This is a genomic window from Mycolicibacterium austroafricanum (assembly GCF_902705885.1).
In the GTDB taxonomy this organism is placed as follows: Bacteria; Actinomycetota; Actinomycetes; order Mycobacteriales; family Mycobacteriaceae; genus Mycobacterium; species Mycobacterium vanbaalenii_A.
This window is the reverse complement of record NZ_CACSIP010000023.1, coordinates 52,259-74,088: the sequence shown is the minus strand read 5'-3', so window position 1 is coordinate 74,088 and position 21,830 is coordinate 52,259. Positions and strand designations below refer to the sequence as shown.

The following is a 21,830-nucleotide window of genomic DNA, read 5'->3' as shown; positions in this document are numbered from 1 at the left end:
TGCTTCTGGAGGAGGCGTAATGGCGGGGGACGAAGTCAAGGTCGACCCCGACGATCTGGACCGCAAAGCGGAGATTGTCGATTCCATTCCCTGGGGTCCTGACCCCGGCGAAGTTCCCTTGAGCCGTCCGGACACGCTGCAGTCTTCGTATGCCGCGGTGACCAATCTATCGAAGAACGCTGCCGCGCTCGCCGATTACCAGAAGTACGGCATCGCGGAGAGCCAGCGACTTGCCGACACCCTGCGCCTTGTCGGGGGCGCGTACCGTCGTGTCGACGACGCCGCGAAGACCAGCATCGACGCCACGATTCCCGACGGACCGCCGCCGGCGCCGCCGGCCCCGGTGCCGGTCGGTTCCAACAGTGTGCCCGAGCCGCCCGCCCCCGGGTCGATGGCTCCGTTTCAACCTGTGTCAGCCGACCAGGACGGGTTCGTCGACGTCAAGCGAGCCGACATGCTGCTCAATGGCGGCGATCAGGCAGCCTCGCTGCGAGCGGCGGCGACAGCGTGGTCGGCCAATGCGACAACACTTCTCGGGGCCGCGCAACCGTTCCAGATCAAGATCGAGAATTGGGAGGGCGCCGCGGCCGAGGCGGCCTACGCGAAGTTCCAACGATTCGGGGGTTGGCTCGTCGAGCTGGCCGGCAAATGGGAGCAGCTCGCTGCAGAGGCGTACACGCTGGCGGCCGCGCACGAGACAGCGCGGTCGACGCATGAGCCGATTCGGGTGGAGTACGAGGCGCTGGAAGCCCAGATGCCCGCAGCGATCGCCGCCGGCGGCAGTGCCGCCCGCACTCTCAGCCTGAAAATGGAGCAGCTGCAGCATCAATCGGAGGCGGTTCGCGAAACATACGCTGCGACGGGCAATCCCAAGCAGGTGCCGCCGCCCGAGCCTCGACCGAACTCCGCCGCCCCCACCACGCCGGTCACCGGCAACGGTGATCCTCGCGGTCGGGGCGTACCGGCCAGAGAACCCGGAGCCGAGGGCTCTGGCGCCCAGCAGCCGGGCGGCGGGGGCCAGCCACCGGGAGCGGCGCCGGCTGCAGAACAGCCAGCCGTGTCACCGATGTCGGCCGCGGAGCAGGCATCCCAGGGCGCGCAACAAGGAGCCCAGCAGGGGAGTCAGCAGGGCGGCGGAGCTCCGGGCGGCGGCCAACCGGGCGGGGCTCCCGGCGGTGGATCCCCCGGGGCGGGCCAACCAGGTGGCGGCATGCCGGGGGCCAAAGGCGACCCGAAGCTGCCCACAGACCCGAGCCTGCGGCCTGCTGCGGCAGGGGGCGGCGGCTCCGGCGGAGGGGGTGGCGGCGGAGTGCCCAGCGCGCCGATGCAGCCGGCGGTCAGCGCCGAGACGGTGGGCCCGGCGCCCGTGGTGGCTCCCACCACCCCGGCGGCTACCGCTGGTGGCGGGACAGCCAGCGGCGGAATGGCCGGTGGCGGGATGGGCGGCATGGCGCCGATGATGGGCGCCGGCCAAGGCGGCGGGAGTGGCGAGAAGAAGCGGAATCCGCAGCTGTCCCAGGACGAGGAGCTCTACACCGAGGAGCGGCCGTGGACTGAGGCCGTCATCGGTAATCGAGTCCGACGCCGGGGCACTCCCGATGACACGAAGAAGGAGTCGCAATGACGGACGACATGCATCCCGAGGTCGCCGCCGTTCTGAGGCAGGCGCGGCGACTGCAGTCCCTGATGGACGAGCAGCTCGACAAGATGGCCAGCGATTCCTTCACCGCCTCCGATGACACCGAGACTGTCGAGGTGACGTTGAACGGTCACCACTGGCTCAAGGATGTCTACATCCAGGACGGCTTGTTGCGGCTGGGTGCGGAGACGGTGGAGCAGCGGGTGAACGAAGCGCTGCAGAAGGCCAGCGCCGAGGCGAGTGCGGCGATCGACGCCGATCGCGAGCGACTCGACGCGGTGGTCGCCGAGATCACCGCCGAAGCGTCCGAGCACAGGCCTGAGTAGCGGGCGATGGCATCGGCCCTCGAGCTGTTCGAGTCCTGTGCGGCCCCAGTTGCCGGGCGAACCTGCTATCCCGGCGACACCGTGCCCTACGTGCAGGGCCAGGTCGACCCCAGTACCCCGACCGATCTCGGACCGACCGACAAGATCCCCGACCTCGTCGTGGTCCGCTAGGAGGGTATGAGTGAACTCTCGAAGTGATCACGTGCAGTGGTGGCAACGACAAGACACCTCCTTCTGGGTCGCAGCCACATTGGGGGTGCCGATCCTGCTGTCAGCGGCGCTGCTTCTGCTGTTGATGATGAAGATGGCCTTCGACGGAGGCGGTACAGTCCTGCTGAGCTCGACGGTCATCCCCGTGGTCATAGTGGAACTCGTGCTTGTGCTGGGGTCGGTCTGGCTGGCGCGACGGTCTTCTTCGTGGACCACCGGGGCGGCGGTCGCGGGTGCCATCGCCGGCATTTGCACACTCGTTGCGGCGGCGGTGACGATATGAACCGCGATATCAAACTCGGCGAGTTCTTTGGACCGGCCAGCCTATTGGGTGTCCTGCTAGGGACCACCTACCTGATGCTGATCGTGCTGCAGGTGATGGATGTCGGCGTTGGATTCGGAGCGCTCGTCATCGTCGGTTTCCCGCTGATGCTCGCATCGGGCGCGGCGAGACGGTTCGGCACGGGCCTGGTGGTGTCGCTGGCCGTGATCCCGCTGACGATCGTGCCGTTCCTGATCGGTGCGGGCATCGGTTCCGGAGGGGGAGTCACGTGCTGACTCAGCGTCTAGACACCCACGGCGGCGGTTGTTCACCAAAGGCTCTCGGACTCGAGAACTCTGCTGCCAGCGCAAGACGGGCGCGGACAGTGAGCGAATTCGATAGGCAACCACGAGGTCACCGCCGAGGTGGCGGATCGACAGTAGCCGCGTTGTGCAAAATCAACGACACAAGCTCGGCTCAACCTCTCTTAAGCTGGTTGCGTCGGCATCGCGATCGACCTCAACAGCGAGGTTGTGTTGACCTGGGAGGAACGGGGATGAAGAGGCACGATCGGAAGTGCCGCGCGTGACCGCGCCGCCGCCCGGACCCTGGCCACCCCAGCAGCCACCGCCACCAGGCTTCCCACCAGGACCACCGCAATGGGGACCATCGCCGCCGTGGGGCCAGCAGCCACCGCCTCAGAACGGCGGCAATCGCTCGAAGTGGATTCTCGGTGGGCTCGTTCTGCTCGTGGTCGTCGTTGTCACGGTGGTGGCGATTTTGCTGTTCACTCGCGGCAGCTCAGACACAAGTCCGCCCCCCGGATCATCCTCGACGCCGAGTAGTTCCATCGATAATTCGGAAGTAGCCAGCGCCAACGATGACGGGCCAGTAAATGTGGTAACTGACGACCCCACCTGTGACGCCTGGACACCGATAGCGCAGACGTTATTCGATCAACAAGAAAAGGGTTGGGAAAACCGAGATGCGTCGGTTCCTGCGAGTTCGTGGACTGTAGATCAGCGAGAAATGCACATGAACATTGCGGCAGCAATGAATTCTGCAGCAGACGCCACTTCGGCGCTGGTCAAGCTCACGCCCCATCGAGTGATGAGGGAACTCTACCAACAGACTATTGCATATTGGCGCACTTATGCCGCAACTATCCCCGAGTATACGGCTGCCGATAATCATCTTGCGGCAGTCGCGAACGGCCTGTCAAGCACCGTGAATTGGATATGTGGGGCCATTAGCTACGGGTCCGCCGCGGCACGTGGCATGCTGGTCACCCCAGGCGTAGCACCTCTAGAAGTTGCCCCGATCGGTGATATCAACAGCCCACAGCCGTTTATCGAGAGCGGATCCCCGCTCTGTACAGAATGGCACGCTATGGTCGCCGCATATCGAGATAATGCGTCAGACTGGATGCAGAATGCAGATCCTGGAATTCCGGCGAGCCAATGGCCCCCTTCTCAACAACGGCTTTTCACCAGTATGGTCACGGTAATGGGGGACAACGCAGGCGAAATCCAACAACTCGGTCTGCGCAGCAAGAACCCGGTATGGAGAGATTTTGCGAACCTAATCGCAAAGTATCGATTCGCGTACGTGCAGGCAATACCAACCTATGTGCCGTCCGACAACTACCTAGATAGCGTCGCTTCTGAACTTGTGGTCGCAATCGATGAGGCGTGTTACGCGGCGGGGATGTAGACCGTGGGCATCATCAAGTTCCCTGTCGAGTATGTGGAACAAATGACAGAGCCTGCCGGTTGGCCCGATATCGACGAGTCGGGCCTATTGGCGCGAGCACAGGAATTCTTGACCCTCCGAAATGAGGTAGGTTGGGTCACTTCCGCTTGGCGCGATAAACTCGGTCAGATCTTCAGCAGAGGCGTGTGGTCTGGTAGCGGCGCAGACGCCGGTCACACAGCCATTTTGGGGCGTATCGGCGAGATGGACACGCTTACCGAACACCTTGGAAAGGCATCTGCCTACTACAGCTGGCTCGCGCAAATTGTCATTGATACGAAGTTGTCTATAAATGCCAGTTTGCAGGCTGCAGAGGCGGAGTTTAGTAGAATCCGAACTAATCCGAAGGGCGACCACCAAGCGGAGATACTCGCCGAGGTAGAGCGGCGGAAGCTCGATCACACTCAAATGGTCAGGGAGATGAGCGGGCAGGTTCCCAAGTTTGGGCCGTGGCAACCGCCTGCTGGATCGGTTCCGCCGGTCGTGCCCACGCCGCCACAGAAGAATGCCGATACCCCGACGCGGTCCCGACCGGAGATTCGGACATTCGCGCCCCGCTTCCAGAAGGCATCACTACCGGTCGAACCTATAGGTGCCGCCGGCACGGGCGGAATCAACCAACTAACGCCATCCAGTGGTGGTACCCCGCCACCTGATCCAATCGACTCGCGCCTGACGAGTCCCCCTTCGCCGAACGCCGGCGTCGGGGGTTCGGCCGGGCCGAGTCCCAGCACCCCGTCCGGTTCATCCACACCGTCAGCCAGCCCGATGAGCTCATCCGGATCGTCGTCTGGCGGCACCGGCCCAACGCCCTCACCAGCCACCTCAGGTTCGTCCAGCCCCGGTCCATCCGACTCACCCTCCGCGTCGAATCCCCCAACCGGCGCCGGTGCCGTCAACCCGAACGCCACCCCCGCCGATACGGCCAAGTCCGCCAGGCCAACTGCGCCGCTGCAGCCGCTGACGTCCCAACCCCCGCTGGCGTCGTCCGCGCCGGCGACGTCGCCTGCCCCGGCGCCGGCGCCCACCAACCAGGCTGCTGCAGCGCCTCCGCCCGGCGGCGCTGCCTCCCCCGGCGCGGCCGGCGGCGGCGGGACGTCCGGCGGCGCCGGCGCCGCACCGGTCAGCGGCCCTCCCGCAAGCGGTGCCAACCCGGCCCCGCCGATGCCGCTGGGACCACCGACGACCCCACCTCCGCCCGGCGCGCCTGCACCCGGAGGACCCGGCGTCGCACCGGCCGCAGCCACCGGTCCCGGCGTCGCCCCCATGTCGGCAGCCAGCGGCGCCGCGACGGCGCCGGCACCTGTGCCCGTCTCCACAGCGCGCGCCGAGCGGGATGCGATCCAGTCGGCGGCCACCGCCGGCGCGCTGCGGCGCAGCAGCCAGGGTGGCGACCCCGTCCAGCGGGCCCGCCACATCGGCGCCGCCCTCAACGTCGGGGTGATGGACTTCGGCTTCTTCTGGGTCACCGCGGTCACCACCGACGGCACCATCGTGGTCGCCAACAGCTACGGCCTGGCCTACATCCCCGACGGGGTGAACCTCCCCGACCACGTGCGCATGGCCACTGCCGACGAAGCCATCCCCCCGGCCGANCGGGCCAAATGGGCGACGTACCCGATCCTCGCGGTGCAGGGCTGGGCCCAGCACCGCAACACCAAGCTGCGTGCGGTAGTGGCCACCGAGGAGCAGTTCGCCAGCTTCGACCCCGGCGTCGCGAAAATCATCCTCACCGACGATGACATCCCCGACGACGGGAAGATGCAGGGCCGCAACCGGTTACAAGTCATCGCCCCCGGCGCGGCCGAACGCCTTGCGGCCGTCAGCGATCTCGGACTGACCGAGCTTCTGCCCCCGGCACCAGCCGACAAGACCGCACCCGCCGACGAGACCGCCATGCTGTGGTTCGAAGTGGCCAAACCCCTGATGAGCACCAGCCCTCACCGCGGAACCGCCCACCTCGAAGCATTCATCACCTACGCCAACCACGCCCAGGAACTGGCGCTACACCGCGCCCACACCGCCCCCGACCCAGCCGCCCAACGGCAATCCATCGCCGACTGGGTGTACTGGCAGCACCTCGCCGTCCTCGTCGCCGACGCCGTCAACACCGAGGCGTCCGTTTGACCAGATGAGGCGCCACCGGCCCAACTCCCACCGGTAGGCAGCCTCCGCAAGATAGTGTCATGTGCCGATGACCACGAGGCGATTCAAGACCAAAGGTATCGACCCCGAGGCTGCCTACCCCGTGGAGCTGCCCCGGCACCTCGGCAAGGTGCTCTCGCGGATCAGCATCCAGTCCAAGTTCCTGCTGATGCTGCTGGTCACCAGCATTCTGTCGGTCGCCGTGGTGGGCTATATCGGCTTCGAGTCAGGCCGCACATCTCTACGTGCCGCAGCGTTCGACCGCCTCACCGAGCTTCGTGAATCCCAGAGTCGCCAGATCACCGGCGAACTCAACGACATGAAGAACTCAATCATCCTGTTCGCGCGCACCAACAACGCCGGCACGGCGATGGCGGCGTACACCAACGGCTTCAACGAACTCAACAACCCCGACGCGCCCCCCATCGACCCCGCCCAAGAGCAAGCGCTGGTCGACTATTACACCAACGTCTTCGCCCGCGAAGAAGAGGCCAAAACCGGCGTCCAACTGGATGTTCCGGCGCTGCTACCGACCTCGTATGCGCAGAAGTACCTGCAGATCCACTACACGATTCCCTTCGCGAAATCGTCGGAGCGGATCGAGGTCGACGACGCCGGTGACAACAGCGCATGGTCGGTCGCCAACAGCCGCTTCAACAACTTCTTCCGCACCGTCGTCAACCGTTTCGAATTCGAGGATGCGCTGCTCATCGATACGGACGGCAACGTCGTATACAGCGCCAACAAGGGCGTCGACCTCGGCACCAACGTCCTCGACGGCCCGTTCCGCGGCGGTGACCTCACCGAAGCCTTCACCGACGCGTTGCAGAGCAATGCGCTCGACTACGTCGAGATGACCGACTTCAGCGCCTATCAGCCCGCACTGGAGCCGACGGCGTGGATGGTCAGCCCGGTGGGGCCTCTCGACGAGGTCACCGGGGTGTTGGCGCTGCAGTTGCCGATGTCGAAGATCAACCGCCTGATGACGGTGGACAAGCAGTGGGCACAAGCCGGCATGGGGACGACGGGCGAGACGTTCCTGGTGGGCGCCGACGAGCTGATGCGGTCGGACTCCCGGCTGTTCCTCGAGGATCGTGATGCCTACCGGTCTGAGGTGGTCGAGGCCGGCACTCCACCCGACGTGGCCGACGCAGCGATCCAGCAGGGCACCACGGTGCTCATCCAACCGGCCGGTACCGAGGCCACGCGCCTGGCCGACCAGGGCCGAACAGGCACCTTGATCGCCGATGACTACCTCGGGCGCAGGACGCTGCAGGCCTACGCGCCGATCCCCGACGATCAACTGCGCTGGAACATCGTGGCCAAGATCGACGTCAGCGAAGCGTTCGCTCCGGTCGCCAAATTCACCCGAACGCTGGTGCTGTCGACCACCGCGATCATCTTCCTCGTCTGTGTGATCGCGATGGTGCTGGCTCGCCGATTCGTCCGGCCCATCAAGCGATTGGAGGAGGGCTCTCGCCAGATCAGCGCCGGCGATTACGGTGTTGTGCTTCCGCTGCGTTCACTCGATGAGTTCGGTGACCTGACGGTGGCGTTCAATGAGATGAGCCGCAACCTGTCTCTGCACGAGCAACTGCTGGTGGAACAGCGCGCGGAGAACACCAAATTGTTGTTGTCCCTGATGCCGGAGTCCGTGGTGCAGCGCTACCGCGAGGGCGAGGAGAACATCGCCCTCGACCACCCGGATGTCAGCGTCATCTTCGCCGACATCGTCGGGCTCGACGAACTCTCCGCGCGGCTGACACCCGAAGAGTCGCTGAAGGTCGTCAACAAGCTGGTGCGCCAGTTCGACGCGGCGGCCGAGAATCTCGGTATCGAGCAGGTCCGCACCATGCACAACGGCTATCTGGCCAGCTGCGGACTCAACCAGCCCCGCCTCGACAACTCCCGTCGCACTGTGGATTTCGCGATCGAGATGCAGCACATCATCGACAGGTACAACGCCGAGAGCGGCTACAACCTGCAGCTGCGAGCGGGCATCGACACCGGCACTGTGGGCAGCGGGCTGATCGGCAAGACCAGCATCGCCTACGACATGTGGGGCAGGACAGTCAATCTCGCCCATCAGGTTCGCAGCGGATCTACCCAACCCGGCATCTACGTGACCTCCCGGGTGTACGACGTGGTCCGCGACTTCCACGACTTCACCCCCGCTGCCGTGATCAGCCACGACGGGACCGACGAACAGACCTACCGCCTCGCGGAGAGCAGCTAGCGATGGAGTACTTCGGCCAGCCGTGGTTCTACTGGGCAGTGTCGGTCGCGATCGGGTTGCCGATCGGGCTGATCGCGCTGACCGAACTGCGCAGCGCGCTGGACCGCCGTGGGAGTGCGCTCACTCGGCCAGTGGAGTTGCTGCGCAACTACATTCTGCCGCTGGCCGCGCTGCTGGTGCTGTTGACCGGCGCCAACCAGGTGTCGGTGCACACGACCCCCGTCCGGATCGTGTCGACGACGCTCGGGTTCGTCGTGTTGGTGCTGTTGTTGTCGAGCCTCAACGCGACCCTGTTCGACAGCGCCCCCGAGGGGAGCTGGCGTCAGCGGTTGCCGACGATCTTCCTCGACGTCGCGCGGTTCGGGCTGATCGCCATCGGTCTGGCGCTGATCCTGTCGGTGGTCTGGGGTGCCAACGTCGGCGGGTTGTTCACCGCGCTGGGTGTCAGCTCCATCGTCCTGGGCCTCGCGCTGCAGAACTCTGTCGGCCAGATCGTCTCCGGGCTGCTGCTGTTGTTCGAGCAGCCGTTCCAGATCGGCGACTGGCTCGATACTCCCACCGCGCGTGGCCGTGTCGTCGAGGTGAACTGGCGCGCCACCCACCTCGAGACCGGCAGCGGCTTGCAGGTGATGCCCAACTCGGTTTTGGCGGGGGCGTCGTTCACCAACCTGAGCCGGCCGGGCGGGACACACGCCATCTCGGTGTCGACGGTGTTCGCGGCTACCGACTCGCCTGATGCGGTGTGCATGACACTGTCGCGGGTGGCCGGTCGCCTACCCCAGTTGCGCACCGACGAGCGGCCGTCGACGATGCCCGCAGGCGCCACCGAGTACCGCACAACCATTCCGCTGCGCTCCCCCGCCGACGACGGGCCGGCGCGCGCCACGTTCCTGCGGTGGGCCTGGTACGCCGCCAGGCGGGCCGGTCTGCACCTGGACCTCGCTGACGACGACTTCGCCACCGAGGCAAGGACACAGGAGCAGTTGCAGGCGATCGCGTCCACGCTGCGCCTCACCGGTACCGAGCAGGAGCTCCTGCTGCCGAAGGTGCGTCTGACCCGATACGGCGCCGGGGAGGCACTACAGCTGCAGGGTGAACTGCCCACCCAGATGATGTTCGTGATGGCCGGACGCGTGCAGCTCACCGTCAACGACGACACCGGCGCAGAGCTCCCGGTCCGGACCCTGCACCGCGGCGACTTCCTGGGGCAGAGCGCGCTGACCCGGGAAGCGGTGACCGCGAGCGCCGTCGCGCTAGAAGAGGTCACCGTCCTGCAGATCGACCGCGACGACATCGAAGACCTCGCGATGCGCAAGCCCTTGCTACTCAAGGAGATCGGAAAGGCCATCGAAGAACGCCGCAACCGCGTGCAGGCCGTTCTGGCGGCGGCGTCGGGGTAGGCGCCCGCGGTGAACGCTACGACGTCGACGGAATGACGACCCTCAGCGATCGGCTCACAGATCGATCCTGTCATCAGGCTCGGTGGCGCGGTGGCGTCCGGGACCTGGTGACGCGGCAGCGCCGTCGCGGTTCATGTCCGTTGTGTCCGGGGCGCGTTCGGCTCCCGGATCCGAGGCCGCCGCGCCGTCGCGCCCTGTGTCACCCGGGTCGTCCTCGCGGGCGTGCCCACCGTCCGGCTTCGGCTCCTCGGCCCGCTCCCCCTCCGGGAAGCCGCCGCCGGAGTTGTTGGCCGTCGCGGCGGAATCTCCTTGCCCGCCATAACCTGTCTGGCCACCCGTGCCGCCCTGACCGAACTGGCCGGCCACCTGTTGGACCTGCTGACCCACCTGCTGAGCGCCCTGCATGACGCCCTGCGGCAGCGCCGCCGCCGCACCCATCACCTGCATGGGCATCTGCGCCACTTGGCCGACCATACCCGTCATCTGGCCCATCGAATCGGCGCCGGCCGGCGACGCCGGTCCGCCCGACCCCCCGCCGGGCGTCGTGTTGGGAAGGGTCTGCATCTCCTGGCTGATCTGCCCGCCGAGTTGCTGGTCGGTCGACGAGTACGCCTGCGCCGCGGCGACGACGTTGTTCGCGGTCTTCGTCGACTGCGCCTGCACTGCGGGCAATTGGGTCATCACAGGCTCTTCGATGTGGGGGATCTGGCTGATGATCGCGGCCGACAGCGGATCCTTTCCCACAGGCATGAACGGTGCAGGGGCCGCCGGTAGTTGCCCGGCTGACGTCAGCAGCTCACCGCCCGCCGTACCCAGTTGTTCCGGATCTACCGACAGTGGAGGTGGATTGCTCATCGGTCGTTTCCCCTAGAACCGTAGGTTGCGAAGGAGGTCGTACACCCCGGCGATCCACAGCAGCATCGGGATGACCGCCGCGATCGCGACCCCGTCGAGTAGCTCCAGAATCCGTTTGGTGACCGGCGACATCCTCCGTACGCCCTCGGTGGCACCGATCAGGATCACCGCGACCAACGCCAGCACCGCGTAGATTCCCAGCACCAGCCAGGCTCGCTCGGGATACCACAGGCACAACCGAATCATCACGCCTGTCGGGATCGCCACAGCCGCCGCCATCAGCGCCCAGGCGCACCACCGCTCGGCGTAGAGGCGGGAACGGAACCCGCACACAACCGTCACCAGGCCCGCCACGATCAGGCTGTGTTTGAAGAAGTGCCCTTGCACCACAACCGCTATAGCTCCGGCCGCGAGGATCAATGCACCTGCCGTGAGGAATCCGATCAGCAGCCGCTTCGCCAGCCGGCTGCGCTCGGTCAGGCGTGCGGCCGAGTCGGGCACCGAGGCGATGATCGCCTGCCAGGTCTCTGACTCCTCCGACGCGTCGGGCGTGGTCACCGGATCCAGCAACTCGTCGTTGGATACCGTCTCGCCGGGCGCCGGGATCGGTGGCAGCGCGATTCGGGCCACAGCCACTGTCAGCTTGGCCGCGTTGGTGACGATGATCAGCCCGAAGGCGATCGCACCCGCCGGCACCCAATTATTCCATCCGTACCCGAACGCCACCGCGGCGATCGTCACCGCGGTCGCGACCACCGCGAGGAACGCTGCCACCTCGGCTCGACGCCGCGGCCCACCTCTGGTCGCCAGGACTATCAGCAGCAGCAGCGAACCGACCCCGGCAAGTTGCGGCGCCCCAAGCGATTCCACGCCGCGAGGTAGCGGCACCGCCAGCGCGACCGCCCCACCCAGCGTCAGCAGTGAGGACACCAGCAGGCTCTCCGCCATATCGAGGTTGCCGAACCGGCGCTGGGACAACACGCTGCCGCCCATCAGGGCCAAACCCAGCACGCCCAGAACGACCGCCCACCACCAGTCACGCCCCGTGGACGCCCATGACAGCATCGCCACCGTGGTGACGGCCGCTGCCGCCAACGGCAGCACCAGTCCGACGAATCGGTACAACGCGGTGCGATCGAACTCTGGTGTCTCATCGAGCACCGCGATCGCATCGATGACGTCCTCGACCAGCGGCCGGTAGCGTTCGGTGCGACTGACCGGAACGATGGTCAACAGCGAACCGTCGACCACGCCAGCCTCATCGAGGGACTCGGTGAGTTTGATCGGCGGCGCACCCGGACGCGCGAACGACCAGGCACCCTGCGCTTTGAAATCGAAGCCTGCCAGCATATCTGCCGGTGTGTCCGAAAGTATTTCGGCCAGCACCGACACGGTTTCGTCGACATAGGTCTCGATCGGCGCCGCGCAGGGCAGCACCAGATCGGTCATCCGCCGACCGGTCAGAATCGTGACCCTGGTGGTCGACGGCCCACCGGGGGTGACGGCGGTCGACGAGGTGGGCGCGGCCGTCGCGGTCAACGCCGTTCGAGCCTGTCGAAGTCGTCCGAGAGCGCGGCCGCCAACTCGACGACCTTGCGCTCAAACTGCTTACCCAACAGCTCCAACTGGATCTCGGTGCCCGCGGCGATGTGTTTGTCCCACGGCAACACGATCACCCGCCCCGGGGACACGTGCCTCTCGAACTGCTGCACGAGGTCCTCGACGTCGATGTTCGGTTTACCCGGGGTGACGTGATTGATCACGACGCAGGACCGACCCAGCAGATCCTGGTAGCCGTTCTGTCGCAACCAGTCCATCGTGATCGCCGCCTGGCGGGCTCCGTCGATCGAGGCGCTGGCCACGATCACCAGACCCGACACCGTCGACAGCACGCCACGGGCACCGGGCTGGAAGAGCCCCGCGCCGCAGTCGGCGAGCACCAGATTGTAGTAGCGCGACACGATGTCCGTAGCCGCCTGCCAGTCGTCATCGTTGAATTCGCGCCGTGCCGCGCTGTACTCCTCCGAGGAGAGCACTTCGAGGTTCGCGCCGTTCATGCTCGTGTACGCCCGAATATCGTTGTAGCGGTGCAGTTCCTGGTCGGTCAGCAGATCCGCGATGGTCGCCGCCGACTGGCGTCCGGCGCGGTCGGCCAGGTTCCCGCCGTCGGGATCGGCATCGATCGCGAGTATCCGGTCACCGCGGACCTTGCTGAGCGCCGAGCCCAGCGCCACGGTCACCGCTGTCTTGCCCACTCCGCCTTTCAGACCGAACACACCGATCTGATAGGAATCCCTGGCGTTGCGCCGGATGCGGGCATGCAGGTCCATCTCGTACATCTCGTCCGGCGAGAGCCCGAGGTTGATGCGCGTCAGCATGTAGATCCAGTGTCGCCACCCGCGCTGCGAGGGCATCTTCACCGCGCTGCGGACCCCGACGTGCGATAGGGCGTCGATCGCACGGTGGTTGCCCATCGACGCCGCCGACGTCGGCGCGGACTGCGCCACGGTCCGATGGGCTCCCTCGCCTTCAGCGAAGTGCCTCGACGGCGCAGGTGCCGGCGCCGGGCGCGGTTCCGGAGCCGGCAAGGGACGCTGCTGCTCGTGACGTGCGCCCGACGACGACGTCTGCGGGGCGCGCATCATCCCGTTGTTCGGAACACGCTGCGGGCCCGTCGTCTGCATCGGCGGGATCTGGCTGGTGATCTCGGTCTGCCGGGGCGGGGGCGCGGCGGCAGCCTGCGTCCGCGGCGCCGCGACCGGCATCGCGGGCGGCGTCGCGTCATTTCGGATCACGCCACCCTGGGGTGCCGCGACGTCCCGACCGGCTGGCGGAGTGTCGCTGTCCGCATCCTCGTCGACCGTTCGCACGGCGTCCGGGGAGTGGAAGAGCCGGTCATAGTCGGCCGACATGTGTACCTCTCAGATTTTTGGCAAGGAGGCCGCGGTGCACGCGGTGGGCGATCCCAACATCTGGAGCGGTCGCCCACCAACGTGCTCCCCGGCGCTTATGTAAAGGTTCCGATCACGGCGTTCTCGGTGCCGCCCATGGTGGTGCCGGCATTGCTGACTGCCTGCGCCAGCTGCTGCAGCGCGAGGTTGAGCTCGGTCGAGTTGGCGTCCCAGCGCTGCTGGACGGCCTGGTATGACATCGAGCCGTCGCCCACCCAGGCGCCCTGCAGGCGGGCGAGCGAGCCCTGGCCCTCGTCGAGCAGCCCGTTGGTACGCCCGACTGCGGCATGAATCTCGCCGGCACCGGCCTCGATGGCGCCGAACTCGTAGTTGATCTGTCCCACGGTGTTCTCCGTTTCCCTTTGAATCCGACCTAGAAGTTCATCTGCGTCGCGAGCGCATCGGCGTTCTGCGCGTCGGTGTTGAGGTACGAGGTACCGCTGGTGTGGATGTTCTGCGAGATGTCGGTGAGCAGACGGATCTGCTGACTCGACGCCTCATGGAAACGCAGCAGCGCTGCCTGCGCGGCCTGTCCGGCACCCTCGCTGTGCAGGCTCTGCTGCAGACCCGCGGCGGTCGACTCGACCTGTGCGAGGACGGACTGAAGCTCACCGGAGATCCGGTCGAAGTTCGCCGCCTCCGCCATTAACTGCGGAGTATCCGCATTCACCAATGCCATTGCTGACCTTCTCTCTCTTTACCTGTGCTCCCGCCGACTCGGCAGGCCCTCCCGACCCAGGTGGTCGGCAAGTTGCTGGGGACGCTCACCAGTCGTCCTCTTCGTCCTCGCTGAGGTCGTGTTCCAAGGGCGCCGGCGCGTTGAGTCCGGCCTTGTTGCCGCCGCTCTTGCCGCGCTGACCCATCATTCCCATCGGTCCGCCCATCCCGCCGCCGCTGCCAACGGGGGCCAGCCCTGCGGCGGCGGCACCCGCCGCCGCGCCGGCGCCTACCGCGACCGGACTCAACGTGGGTCCGAGCTCCTTGCCGACGAGATTGGACATCAGCGGGGTGCGTGCCGATGTGCCACCCGCCCCAGGAAGCGACGCGGCCCGGACCATGCCCGAACCGGCCGCGGCACCGGTGCCGCCGATCGCGGGATGATTCGAAAACGGGGTCGCGCCGAGCATCCCGACCTGTGCACCCTTGTCGCCGCCCATCATGCCGCCCATCTGGCCGAACATCGACGACATCTGCTGCAGCGGCTGAGTGAGCTGCTGGAACGGCTGCGTGACCCCCTGCATCATCTGTTGGGGCAGCTGGCCCAGCGTGGACCCGAGTTGAGACGCCATCTGCATCCCCATTTGCATGCCCTGCTGTGGTGCCTGCTGCAGGGATTGCGCCTGATCTGCAGGTGACCGGCCCTGGTTGGCGACCTGGTGGGCGGCCTGCTCCATCCGGCCCGCCTTCTGATTGGCCTCTTCGAACTTGCCGTAGCCGCTGACCTTGGCGAACGTCGCGTTGCGGACCGCCGCACCGGCCACCATCGGGGCGGCACCGGCCATGCCGACGGCCATCGCAGCCTCGGCGCCACCAGGGAGCACGATGGGCTTGGGCGGCGGCACCGGCTCGAATGTCGAGTTGAGCATCGTCTCGGCCTCGTACGCGGTCATCACCCCGGCTGCCTGGTTCCACATCCGGACGTAGTCAGCCTCGTTGACCGCGATCGGCACCGTGTTCACACCCAGGAAGTTCGTGGCGTTGAGCACCGCGTTGGTCACGTGGTTCAGTTCGATCTCAGGCAGCTGCGGCGTGGTCGTAGCCGCCGTCGACCACGCCGTGGCCTGTGCGGACGCCTGAACTGCGCGTTTGTGCGCCTGCAGCGACAGCGTCCTGAGCCAGAGAACCATCGGCATCGCCGCTGTGATGGCCCGCTCGCTGGCCATCCCCTGCCACATCTGGGCCAGCGACGCCAGACTGGCCGCCAACTCGTCAGCCTGCGTCTCCAACGAGATCGCAAACGCTTCCCACCCCGCGGCAGCCTGCACCATCGGAGCAACTCCTGCTCCGGACTGCAGACGCGCCGTATTGATCTCGGGAGGAAAAGCCCCCCAGATGGGTGGGATGGGTATACCGAGGCCGGCCATGGCTCACTCGACTCGAATCAGCTCGTCGATCAGGCCAGCGTCACGCCGTTCTCGGCGTCCACGGCCTGGTAGGTGGCTGCGATCTGCGTGACGGTCGCACCGGCGCGGGCCAGCTCCTCTTGAGCCAGCGCGTTGATTCCCAGGGTCTGGATTCCTTCGGAGGCGAACATCAGGGCCGCGCTCGCGGACACCTCGTCGGCACCGGCCGGCGCGAGTGCGGTGACCTGCGCCGTAGCGGCAGTGCCGGTGGCCAGACCCCGAGCGCCGTTCGCGGCGACCTGACCGCCGACACCGGCAGTAGCGGCATTGTGGCTGAGTGGTTGCATTTGCTAACTCCTACCAGTCTTGGACACAACGGTGTATTCAACTGTCGTTTACACGGCGGCAATCACCAGTGAGAGAACTCGAAGATCCCCCGACCCGATTGCTTTCGCAGTTTCGCCCAAATTTGCTGGACGTTCCCGGAACCAATACTAACCGCCGTCAGGGGGTGCTCTCCACACTTATTCTTCCGGTGGATCCACATACGCCGCTTGGATCACTTCTTTCCCATCCGGGGTGACAAAAAAGGCCTGACCGGGTGGCCGCTTCTTGACCAGGATCTCGCGCGACGGGAAGTCCTGCTTCTCCCCGGAAAGAAACATCGTGGGAGTTCCGGCGCCGTAGGCCGCACCGACGAACTTGTCCATGGTGGCCCGGTGCGCCTGGCTCATCTGGCAGGTCACGACGATGTGCAGACCGATGTCGGCTGCCGCCGGCAAGAGCGGCGAGAGAGGTGCCATCGGCGACAACATCCCACCGGCCGCCACGATCATGTGCCAGTCGTCGACCAGCAGCACGATGTCGGGGCCCGTCCACCACGACCGTGCTCGCAGCTGCGACGGAGTCAGGTCTGCCGGTGGCAGCCGCTTGGTCAGATTGATCGCCAACGCGTTGATCGACGCTTCGAGTGTCGTGTGGTTGCGGTTGATCGCCCCGGCGGCCAGCAGATGCGTGTCCGGGACCGCCTCCAACAAACCCGACCGGTAGTCGGCGACCATGAAGCGCACCTGATCAGGGCTGTTGCGGGCGCAGATCGCCCGTGCCACGGCGTGGGCGATGGTCGTCTTTCCGGATTTCGGTGCGCCGAAGATCAGCTGGTGCGGACTGGTGTGCATGTGGCTGTGCGCCACCGTGAGGTCCGACTCCCGCACACCGACCGGAATTGTCCAGCGGGTGCGGTAGTCCGCGTCCGGGCCGGGCGGCGCCGAGTCCAGTTGGTGCAGGTAGATCCGGTCGGGCAGCACGCGCACCCGGGGCGCTTCGTCGGTGTGGCGGGCAGCGACCTCCTGCACGGCTGCCGACATGGCAGGCACCAGGCCGTCGGCGCTGTGCACGCCGTCGAGCCTCGGAACGCCGATCATCAAGTGGTGCTTGTCGGTTGACACGGCGCGCCCCGGCCGGTTCAGCGGGATCTCACGGGTGATGCGGTCCACCTGCGTCTCGTTCACGTCGCCCAGCCGGAACTCCACTTTGGTGCCCAGGTAGTCCCGAATGCGGGCCTTGAGCTCCGTCCACCGCGGCGTGGAGATCACGGTGTGCACGCCGTATGCGAGCCCCTGCCCCGCGATGTCCTGCACGACGGCTTCCAAATCGGTGAACTCCGCGGCGAAGGCCGGCCAGCCGTCGATCACCAGGAACACGTCGCCGAATGGATCCGCCGACGCCGGGTTGTTCGGGTCCTCGCGCATCTGCCGGTAGTCGGCCATCGAACCGACGCGGTACTGCTTGAACGTCTGCTCACGCTGCCGCAGTACGGCTTTCACCTCGGCAACCACCCGATTGACGCGGTCAGATTCGGCCCGGGTGGCGACGCCACCGACGTGCGGCAGGTCCTCGATGTACATCAGACCGCCGCCGCCCATGTCGACGCAGTAGAACTGCACGTCGCGTGGAGTATGGGACGCCGCAGCGGACAGGATGAACGTCTGCAGGAACGTCGACTTGCCCGTCTGCGGCGCGCCACCGACGGCGATGTTGCCGGCCGCGGTGGCGACGTCGATGCCCCACACCTCCTGCCGGTGCCGTCGTGGCTCGTCCATGATGCCCAGCCCGATCCTGAGCGGCCGCCGGTCGTAGTCGCGGGCGACGAGTTCGTTGACCGGAGTGGGATCGGCCAACGGGGGCAACCACATCCGATAGGCATGGTTGTCTCCGGTCGTGAGCTGGTTGAGCACGACCTCGCGCAGCACCTTCTGCTCCGGCTCGATGGTCATTGGGCTGCCACCGTCGCGTCGAGGATCGGGGCGGCGGTGAAGCGGTGGATCCGAATGCTGTTGTCGACCGCCCGCGGTGCGGCATCACCGTCGCCGGACGTCGCCGTCGCCGGAACGTAGGGGTTTCCGGTGTACACGGTCTGGAATTTGACCGGATCCTCCATCCCGACCCGCAGGAACCCGACGCCGCTCTCCTTGTTCGAGATGTACTGCGCCTCCGGGGTGCCGATGACCGCCTTGGACTCCGCGGAGCTGGTGGTGCGCAACGCGATCCGGTAGGTCAGGTTGGGCTCCAACTTGTCGATGCGGGTGCCGCCGGTGTTCAACGACTGCGTGGCCAGCAGCAGATGCACGCGCAGCGAACGCCCCACACGACAGATCCGGTCGAACAGCCCGATGAAGTCGGGATGGTTCTGCAACAGCTCGGCGAACTCGTCGACGACGACGAACAACGTTGGCAGTGGCGGTAAATCGGCTCCGCGTTCCCGGTGTTTCTCGTATTCGGCAACACCGGAAAGCGCACCGGCAGCGCCCACCTGCATACCGGCCTGACGCAGGATCGACTGCCGCCGGTCGAGCTCACCGGTGAGCACCTCCCCCATCCGGCTGACGAGCTCGGCCTCTTCCTCCATGTTGGTGACCACCGCAGCGGTGTGCGGCAGCTTCTCCATCCCCAGGAATGTCGACCCACCCTTGAAATCCGTCAGGAGCAGGTTCACCTGGTCGGGATGATGCGTGGCGGCCAGGGAGAGGATCAGCGTCCGGAGGAACTCCGACTTCCCCGATCCGGTGGTGCCGATCAGCATGCCGTGCGGGCCGGCACCGAACTCGGCGCCCTCCTTGATGTCGAGATGCATGATGCCGCCGGTCTTGAGTTCATGGCCGAACGGGATCCGCAGCCGGTCACGGTCGGTGTCGGTGAACATCCGCCAGCGTGCGGGCGTCACCTCCTCGACAGACTGTGCGCCGACGATCTCGTGCCACTCGGTGGCGACCTTCTTCTGCACCCGCGTGCTCTTGTCGATGATCGTGCCGGTGATCGACCAGCCGGCGAGCTTGCGTGCCACCCGCTCGGCCTGGCCGGGAGTCATCCGGTCCACCTGGCTGGCGACCAGTCGGAACGTCTGGTTCGGCAGCCGGTCGTCGGCGGTGCCGTCGACATCGACGCGGATCCGGTAGGAGGACCGGTGATTACCCAATGTCAGCACGGTGACCCCGGATCGGCCGTCGGCGGGGAAGCCGGCCCGACCGCCGGTGAGATCGACGACGACGACGTGGGGTCCACTGGGCGTGGCGTCCGCGGTGTGCGGGCCTCGGGCGGCAAGGTCGCTGAGTCCGTCGGGCCGGGTGAACACCATCCGGGTGGGGCCCGCCGCGTCGGCATCGGACTGATGCTGGACGTGCGGCAGCCACTTCAACCACGCCCAGTCCGGTTCCTCGGGATTGTCCGTGAGCACCCGGATCTGGAGCAGGTCCGGCGGATGGAACACCGCGAGGTGACAGATCATCGCCCGCAGCAGTCCCGCCGCTCCGTCGGCGTCACCACCGACGGCGATCGTCGGAAAGGTGCGCAGCTGAACCAGTTTCGGGCAGTCGTGGATCAGGCCGTGGGTTCGCAGGAACTTCGTCACCCACATGTGGCTGACGGGTTCGAGGTGCGGCTGGGGGGCACCAGCCGGACCGGCGAGGTCACCACCCACGGCCGGCTTCAACAACCGGTCCACGGCGGGTTCGGATCCGATACCGATTCTGGTCGCCGCGTAGAAGTCCGCGTTGGCGGTGCGCGACCACTGGCGGTGGGTGCCGATGATCGACAGCAGGTCATCGGGGTGCGGTGCGTGGTAGTTGAAGAAGGTCACCTGCGCAGCGGCCGAGGACGTCACCCTCGTCCGCAGCCCCGCAAGGTAACGCAGATACTCCTTGCGGTCGGCGTTGATCTCGGGCACCTTCTTGCCACCGCTGCCACCGCTGGCCACCAAACCCACAGCGGCCATCACCATCATCAAGGGCATCATCAGCATGTACGGCGAAAGCTGGCGCACCCCACTGAAGATCATGATCGCGATCATGCCGAGCATGCATCCGCCGAGCACCCACGGCAGCGCCTTCTGCATACCCGACGGCGGGATGTCGATGCCGAGGTCCTCCGGCGGGGTCACGTTGATCTCGCCGGGGGTCAGCCGCGGCCCCCGCTTGATGATCGGGGTGAACTTGCGAGTCGTCATCCGCCGCCTCCGTTGCTCACCCCCGCCGGAGCGGCCGCGCCCTCGGCTCCGACCTTGCGGGGGTTCGGGTTCGAGGGCAGCGTGTCGTGCTCGACCAGCGCCGCCTCCTTCGACAACACCGGGCCGTCGACCAGCAGGCCGACCACCTGCCAGGGCGCCGTTCGTGGCGCGCTCAATCCCAGCTTCGAGGCGGTGTCCTCGTCCGGGAGTCCGTAGCGCACCCCCTGCGGATCGATGTAGTAAAGGCTCTCACCGTAGCGGGGGTCGGGAGACTGCAGCCGGATGTACTGGCCGCCGTCGATATGCACCGTGGCGTCGCCGGTGATCTGGCGGATCCCGGTGCTCAGCGCAGATGCCGGAAGTGGTAGCCGGCGCCCGGCGATCACCGTCGTCTCGGGTGCCTGATCGCCGGGTTCACGTTGCCAGGACCAGCACAACGTCGGCATCTCCTCTCGGAGAAGGACGTCCATCGGAGCGTCCGGTAACGGCGAGTTGTACACCTGCTCGACGATGCGGGCCACCGCGCTCGGCTCCATCGACGGCGGCGTGATCAACCCATAGGAGTTGGTGGCACGCAACGCGGCCGCGGTGGTGTCGTTGACCTTGGCCACGCCGTCGGCCAACACCACATAGTTCTGTTCGTCGGCTTGCTCACCGGAATCGGTGACGGTCATGAACACCGAGCCGATCACCAGTTCCGGTGGCAGGCCCACCGTGTTCGGCGCGCCCGCACCGGGGATGTCGGGTAGCCGCCACGGGCCAGCGTCGGGCAGCGCATTGAACAAGCCTTCGGAGATCGGCGTCGAACGGGCGGTGACGGGGATCCCGACCGCGGAGGTGACGGCCCGGTCAGACAGGTCGATGGCGTGCCGACCGGCCTCGGTGACCAACCAGTCCTGGGTTTCGTAGGAGATCAACATGCCCTGCTCGGGGCGCAGCGGCCCGACGGAAGAATCCAATGCGAGCGGGGTGATCAGAACCGCGGTATCAACGCTGGGTGCAACACTTTCCGGCTTGATGACGGTGTCGCACAGCGTCCACTGCGATTCGGGCGCCGAAGACAGCGGGGTGGCGTACGGTGCGCCCGGAATCCCGAGCGGCTGCCCCTTCGGCATCCTGTCGAGTTCCTCGGACTTGACCGCGACCGGAGTGTTGTTGTTGCCGAGGACCAACCGTGCGGAAGTCAGGTTGTACACCGGCCGCAGCTGGCCGCTGTCCGGAAGTACCACGTACAGCTGGTTGGTGGTGCGGTCCACCAGAAGGCTGTCGCCACCCCGCTTTCCGAGCGGTTTGAAGTAGGCGAGCAACGCCGCACCGAGGCAGATCAGGACCGCGATGACGATGCCCGCCGTCACGGCGCGGCTGTAGAACTGCAACGGATCATCGAACATCCTGGTGTCACGGCGCACGATCGCGTGCTCGACGCGGCGCAGCAGGAAGCGCCATCCGCTGACCTGCACCTTGGTGGTGAGCCGGAATCCCGCCATCGA

The 21,830-nt window shown here is 66.5% G+C and carries 19 protein-coding genes; 8 read left to right on the top strand and 11 right to left on the bottom strand.

The features are described 5' to 3' along the window. Positions 1–19: 19 nt before the first annotated feature. The 6 genes from BEMPMBAN_RS15910 to BEMPMBAN_RS15885 all read left to right on the top strand — a co-directional run bounded on the left by BEMPMBAN_RS15910 (position 20) and on the right by BEMPMBAN_RS15885 (position 4,150). Positions 20–1,624 (top strand): PPE domain-containing protein, encoded by a 1,605-nt coding sequence (locus tag BEMPMBAN_RS15910; RefSeq protein WP_159231670.1) that lies wholly within the window; start codon positions 20–22, stop codon positions 1,622–1,624. After that, positions 1,621–1,965 (top strand): YbaB/EbfC family nucleoid-associated protein, encoded by a 345-nt coding sequence (locus BEMPMBAN_RS15905; RefSeq protein ID WP_159231662.1) that lies wholly within the window; start codon positions 1,621–1,623, stop codon positions 1,963–1,965. Before BEMPMBAN_RS15910 ends, BEMPMBAN_RS15905 begins: the two co-directional genes overlap by 4 nt. A gap of 6 nt (positions 1,966–1,971) precedes the next feature. After that, on the top strand, positions 1,972–2,136 hold the full coding sequence (locus tag BEMPMBAN_RS15900; RefSeq protein WP_159231660.1) for a hypothetical protein: 165 nt from the start codon (positions 1,972–1,974) through the stop codon (positions 2,134–2,136). Between the two features lie 10 nt (positions 2,137–2,146). Next, positions 2,147–2,458, top strand: coding sequence for a hypothetical protein (locus BEMPMBAN_RS15895; RefSeq protein ID WP_159231658.1), 312 nt, complete (start codon positions 2,147–2,149; stop codon positions 2,456–2,458). After that, positions 2,455–2,733 (top strand): hypothetical protein, encoded by a 279-nt coding sequence (locus BEMPMBAN_RS15890; RefSeq protein ID WP_159231656.1) that lies wholly within the window; start codon positions 2,455–2,457, stop codon positions 2,731–2,733. The genes BEMPMBAN_RS15895 and BEMPMBAN_RS15890 overlap by 4 nt, the downstream gene beginning before the upstream one ends. A 454-nt stretch (positions 2,734–3,187) precedes the next feature. Beyond that, positions 3,188–4,150 carry an ESX-1 system-associated protein gene (locus BEMPMBAN_RS15885; RefSeq protein WP_159231654.1) on the top strand — a complete coding sequence of 321 codons (963 nt, stop codon included), beginning with the start codon at positions 3,188–3,190 and terminating at the stop codon, positions 4,148–4,150. Between the two features lie 443 nt (positions 4,151–4,593). On the opposite strand, the gene BEMPMBAN_RS15880 is transcribed toward BEMPMBAN_RS15885, so the two are convergent. Continuing rightward, complete coding sequence (locus tag BEMPMBAN_RS15880; protein ID WP_234897497.1) at positions 4,594–5,658, bottom strand: hypothetical protein; 1,065 nt, start codon at positions 5,656–5,658, stop codon at positions 4,594–4,596. A gap of 725 nt (positions 5,659–6,383) precedes the next feature. On the opposite strand from BEMPMBAN_RS15880, the gene BEMPMBAN_RS15870 reads away from it, so the two are divergent. Then, entirely contained in the window at positions 6,384–8,570 is a 2,187-nt protein-coding gene (locus tag BEMPMBAN_RS15870) for an adenylate/guanylate cyclase domain-containing protein (protein WP_200845998.1), read from the top strand. 2 nt (positions 8,571–8,572) lie between these two features. Next, positions 8,573–9,970, top strand: a complete 1,398-nt coding sequence (locus BEMPMBAN_RS15865) for a mechanosensitive ion channel domain-containing protein (RefSeq protein WP_159231647.1) — start codon at positions 8,573–8,575, stop codon at positions 9,968–9,970. Between the two features lie 54 nt (positions 9,971–10,024). Here the strand turns inward: BEMPMBAN_RS15865 and BEMPMBAN_RS15860 are convergent, their stop codons facing one another. From BEMPMBAN_RS15860 to eccB, 10 genes are all read right to left on the bottom strand, one after another. Beyond that, entirely contained in the window at positions 10,025–10,825 is an 801-nt protein-coding gene (locus BEMPMBAN_RS15860; RefSeq protein ID WP_159231645.1) for a type VII secretion target, read from the bottom strand. A gap of 12 nt (positions 10,826–10,837) precedes the next feature. Then, on the bottom strand, positions 10,838–12,364 hold the full coding sequence (eccD, locus tag BEMPMBAN_RS15855) for a type VII secretion integral membrane protein EccD (RefSeq protein WP_159231643.1): 1,527 nt from the start codon (positions 12,362–12,364) through the stop codon (positions 10,838–10,840). Next, positions 12,361–13,737, bottom strand: coding sequence for a MinD/ParA family ATP-binding protein (locus tag BEMPMBAN_RS15850; protein WP_159231641.1), 1,377 nt, complete (start codon positions 13,735–13,737; stop codon positions 12,361–12,363). Before BEMPMBAN_RS15850 ends, eccD begins: the two co-directional genes overlap by 4 nt. 95 nt (positions 13,738–13,832) lie before the next feature. After that, a complete protein-coding gene (locus tag BEMPMBAN_RS15845; RefSeq protein ID WP_159231639.1) occupies positions 13,833–14,120 on the bottom strand; it encodes a WXG100 family type VII secretion target in 288 nt (95 codons plus the stop codon). Positions 14,121–14,149: 29 nt separating this feature from the next. Next, the gene (locus BEMPMBAN_RS15840) at positions 14,150–14,455 is read right to left on the bottom strand and encodes a WXG100 family type VII secretion target (RefSeq protein WP_159231637.1); all 306 of its coding nucleotides are present in this window, start codon (positions 14,453–14,455) and stop codon (positions 14,150–14,152) included. 85 nt (positions 14,456–14,540) lie between these two features. Continuing rightward, positions 14,541–15,860 carry a PPE family protein gene (locus BEMPMBAN_RS15835; protein ID WP_159231635.1) on the bottom strand — a complete coding sequence of 440 codons (1,320 nt, stop codon included), beginning with the start codon at positions 15,858–15,860 and terminating at the stop codon, positions 14,541–14,543. A gap of 29 nt (positions 15,861–15,889) precedes the next feature. Then, entirely contained in the window at positions 15,890–16,186 is a 297-nt protein-coding gene (locus BEMPMBAN_RS15830; protein WP_159231627.1) for a PE family protein, read from the bottom strand. Between the two features lie 177 nt (positions 16,187–16,363). Next, complete coding sequence (gene eccCb, locus BEMPMBAN_RS15825) at positions 16,364–18,115, bottom strand: type VII secretion protein EccCb (protein WP_159231619.1); 1,752 nt, start codon at positions 18,113–18,115, stop codon at positions 16,364–16,366. Further along, positions 18,112–20,340, bottom strand: a complete 2,229-nt coding sequence (eccCa, locus tag BEMPMBAN_RS15820; protein ID WP_159231617.1) for a type VII secretion protein EccCa — start codon at positions 20,338–20,340, stop codon at positions 18,112–18,114. Before eccCa ends, eccCb begins: the two co-directional genes overlap by 4 nt. Then, a complete protein-coding gene (gene eccB / locus BEMPMBAN_RS15815; RefSeq protein WP_159231615.1) occupies positions 20,337–21,827 on the bottom strand; it encodes a type VII secretion protein EccB in 1,491 nt (496 codons plus the stop codon). The genes eccCa and eccB overlap by 4 nt, the downstream gene beginning before the upstream one ends. Positions 21,828–21,830: the final 3 nt, after the last annotated feature.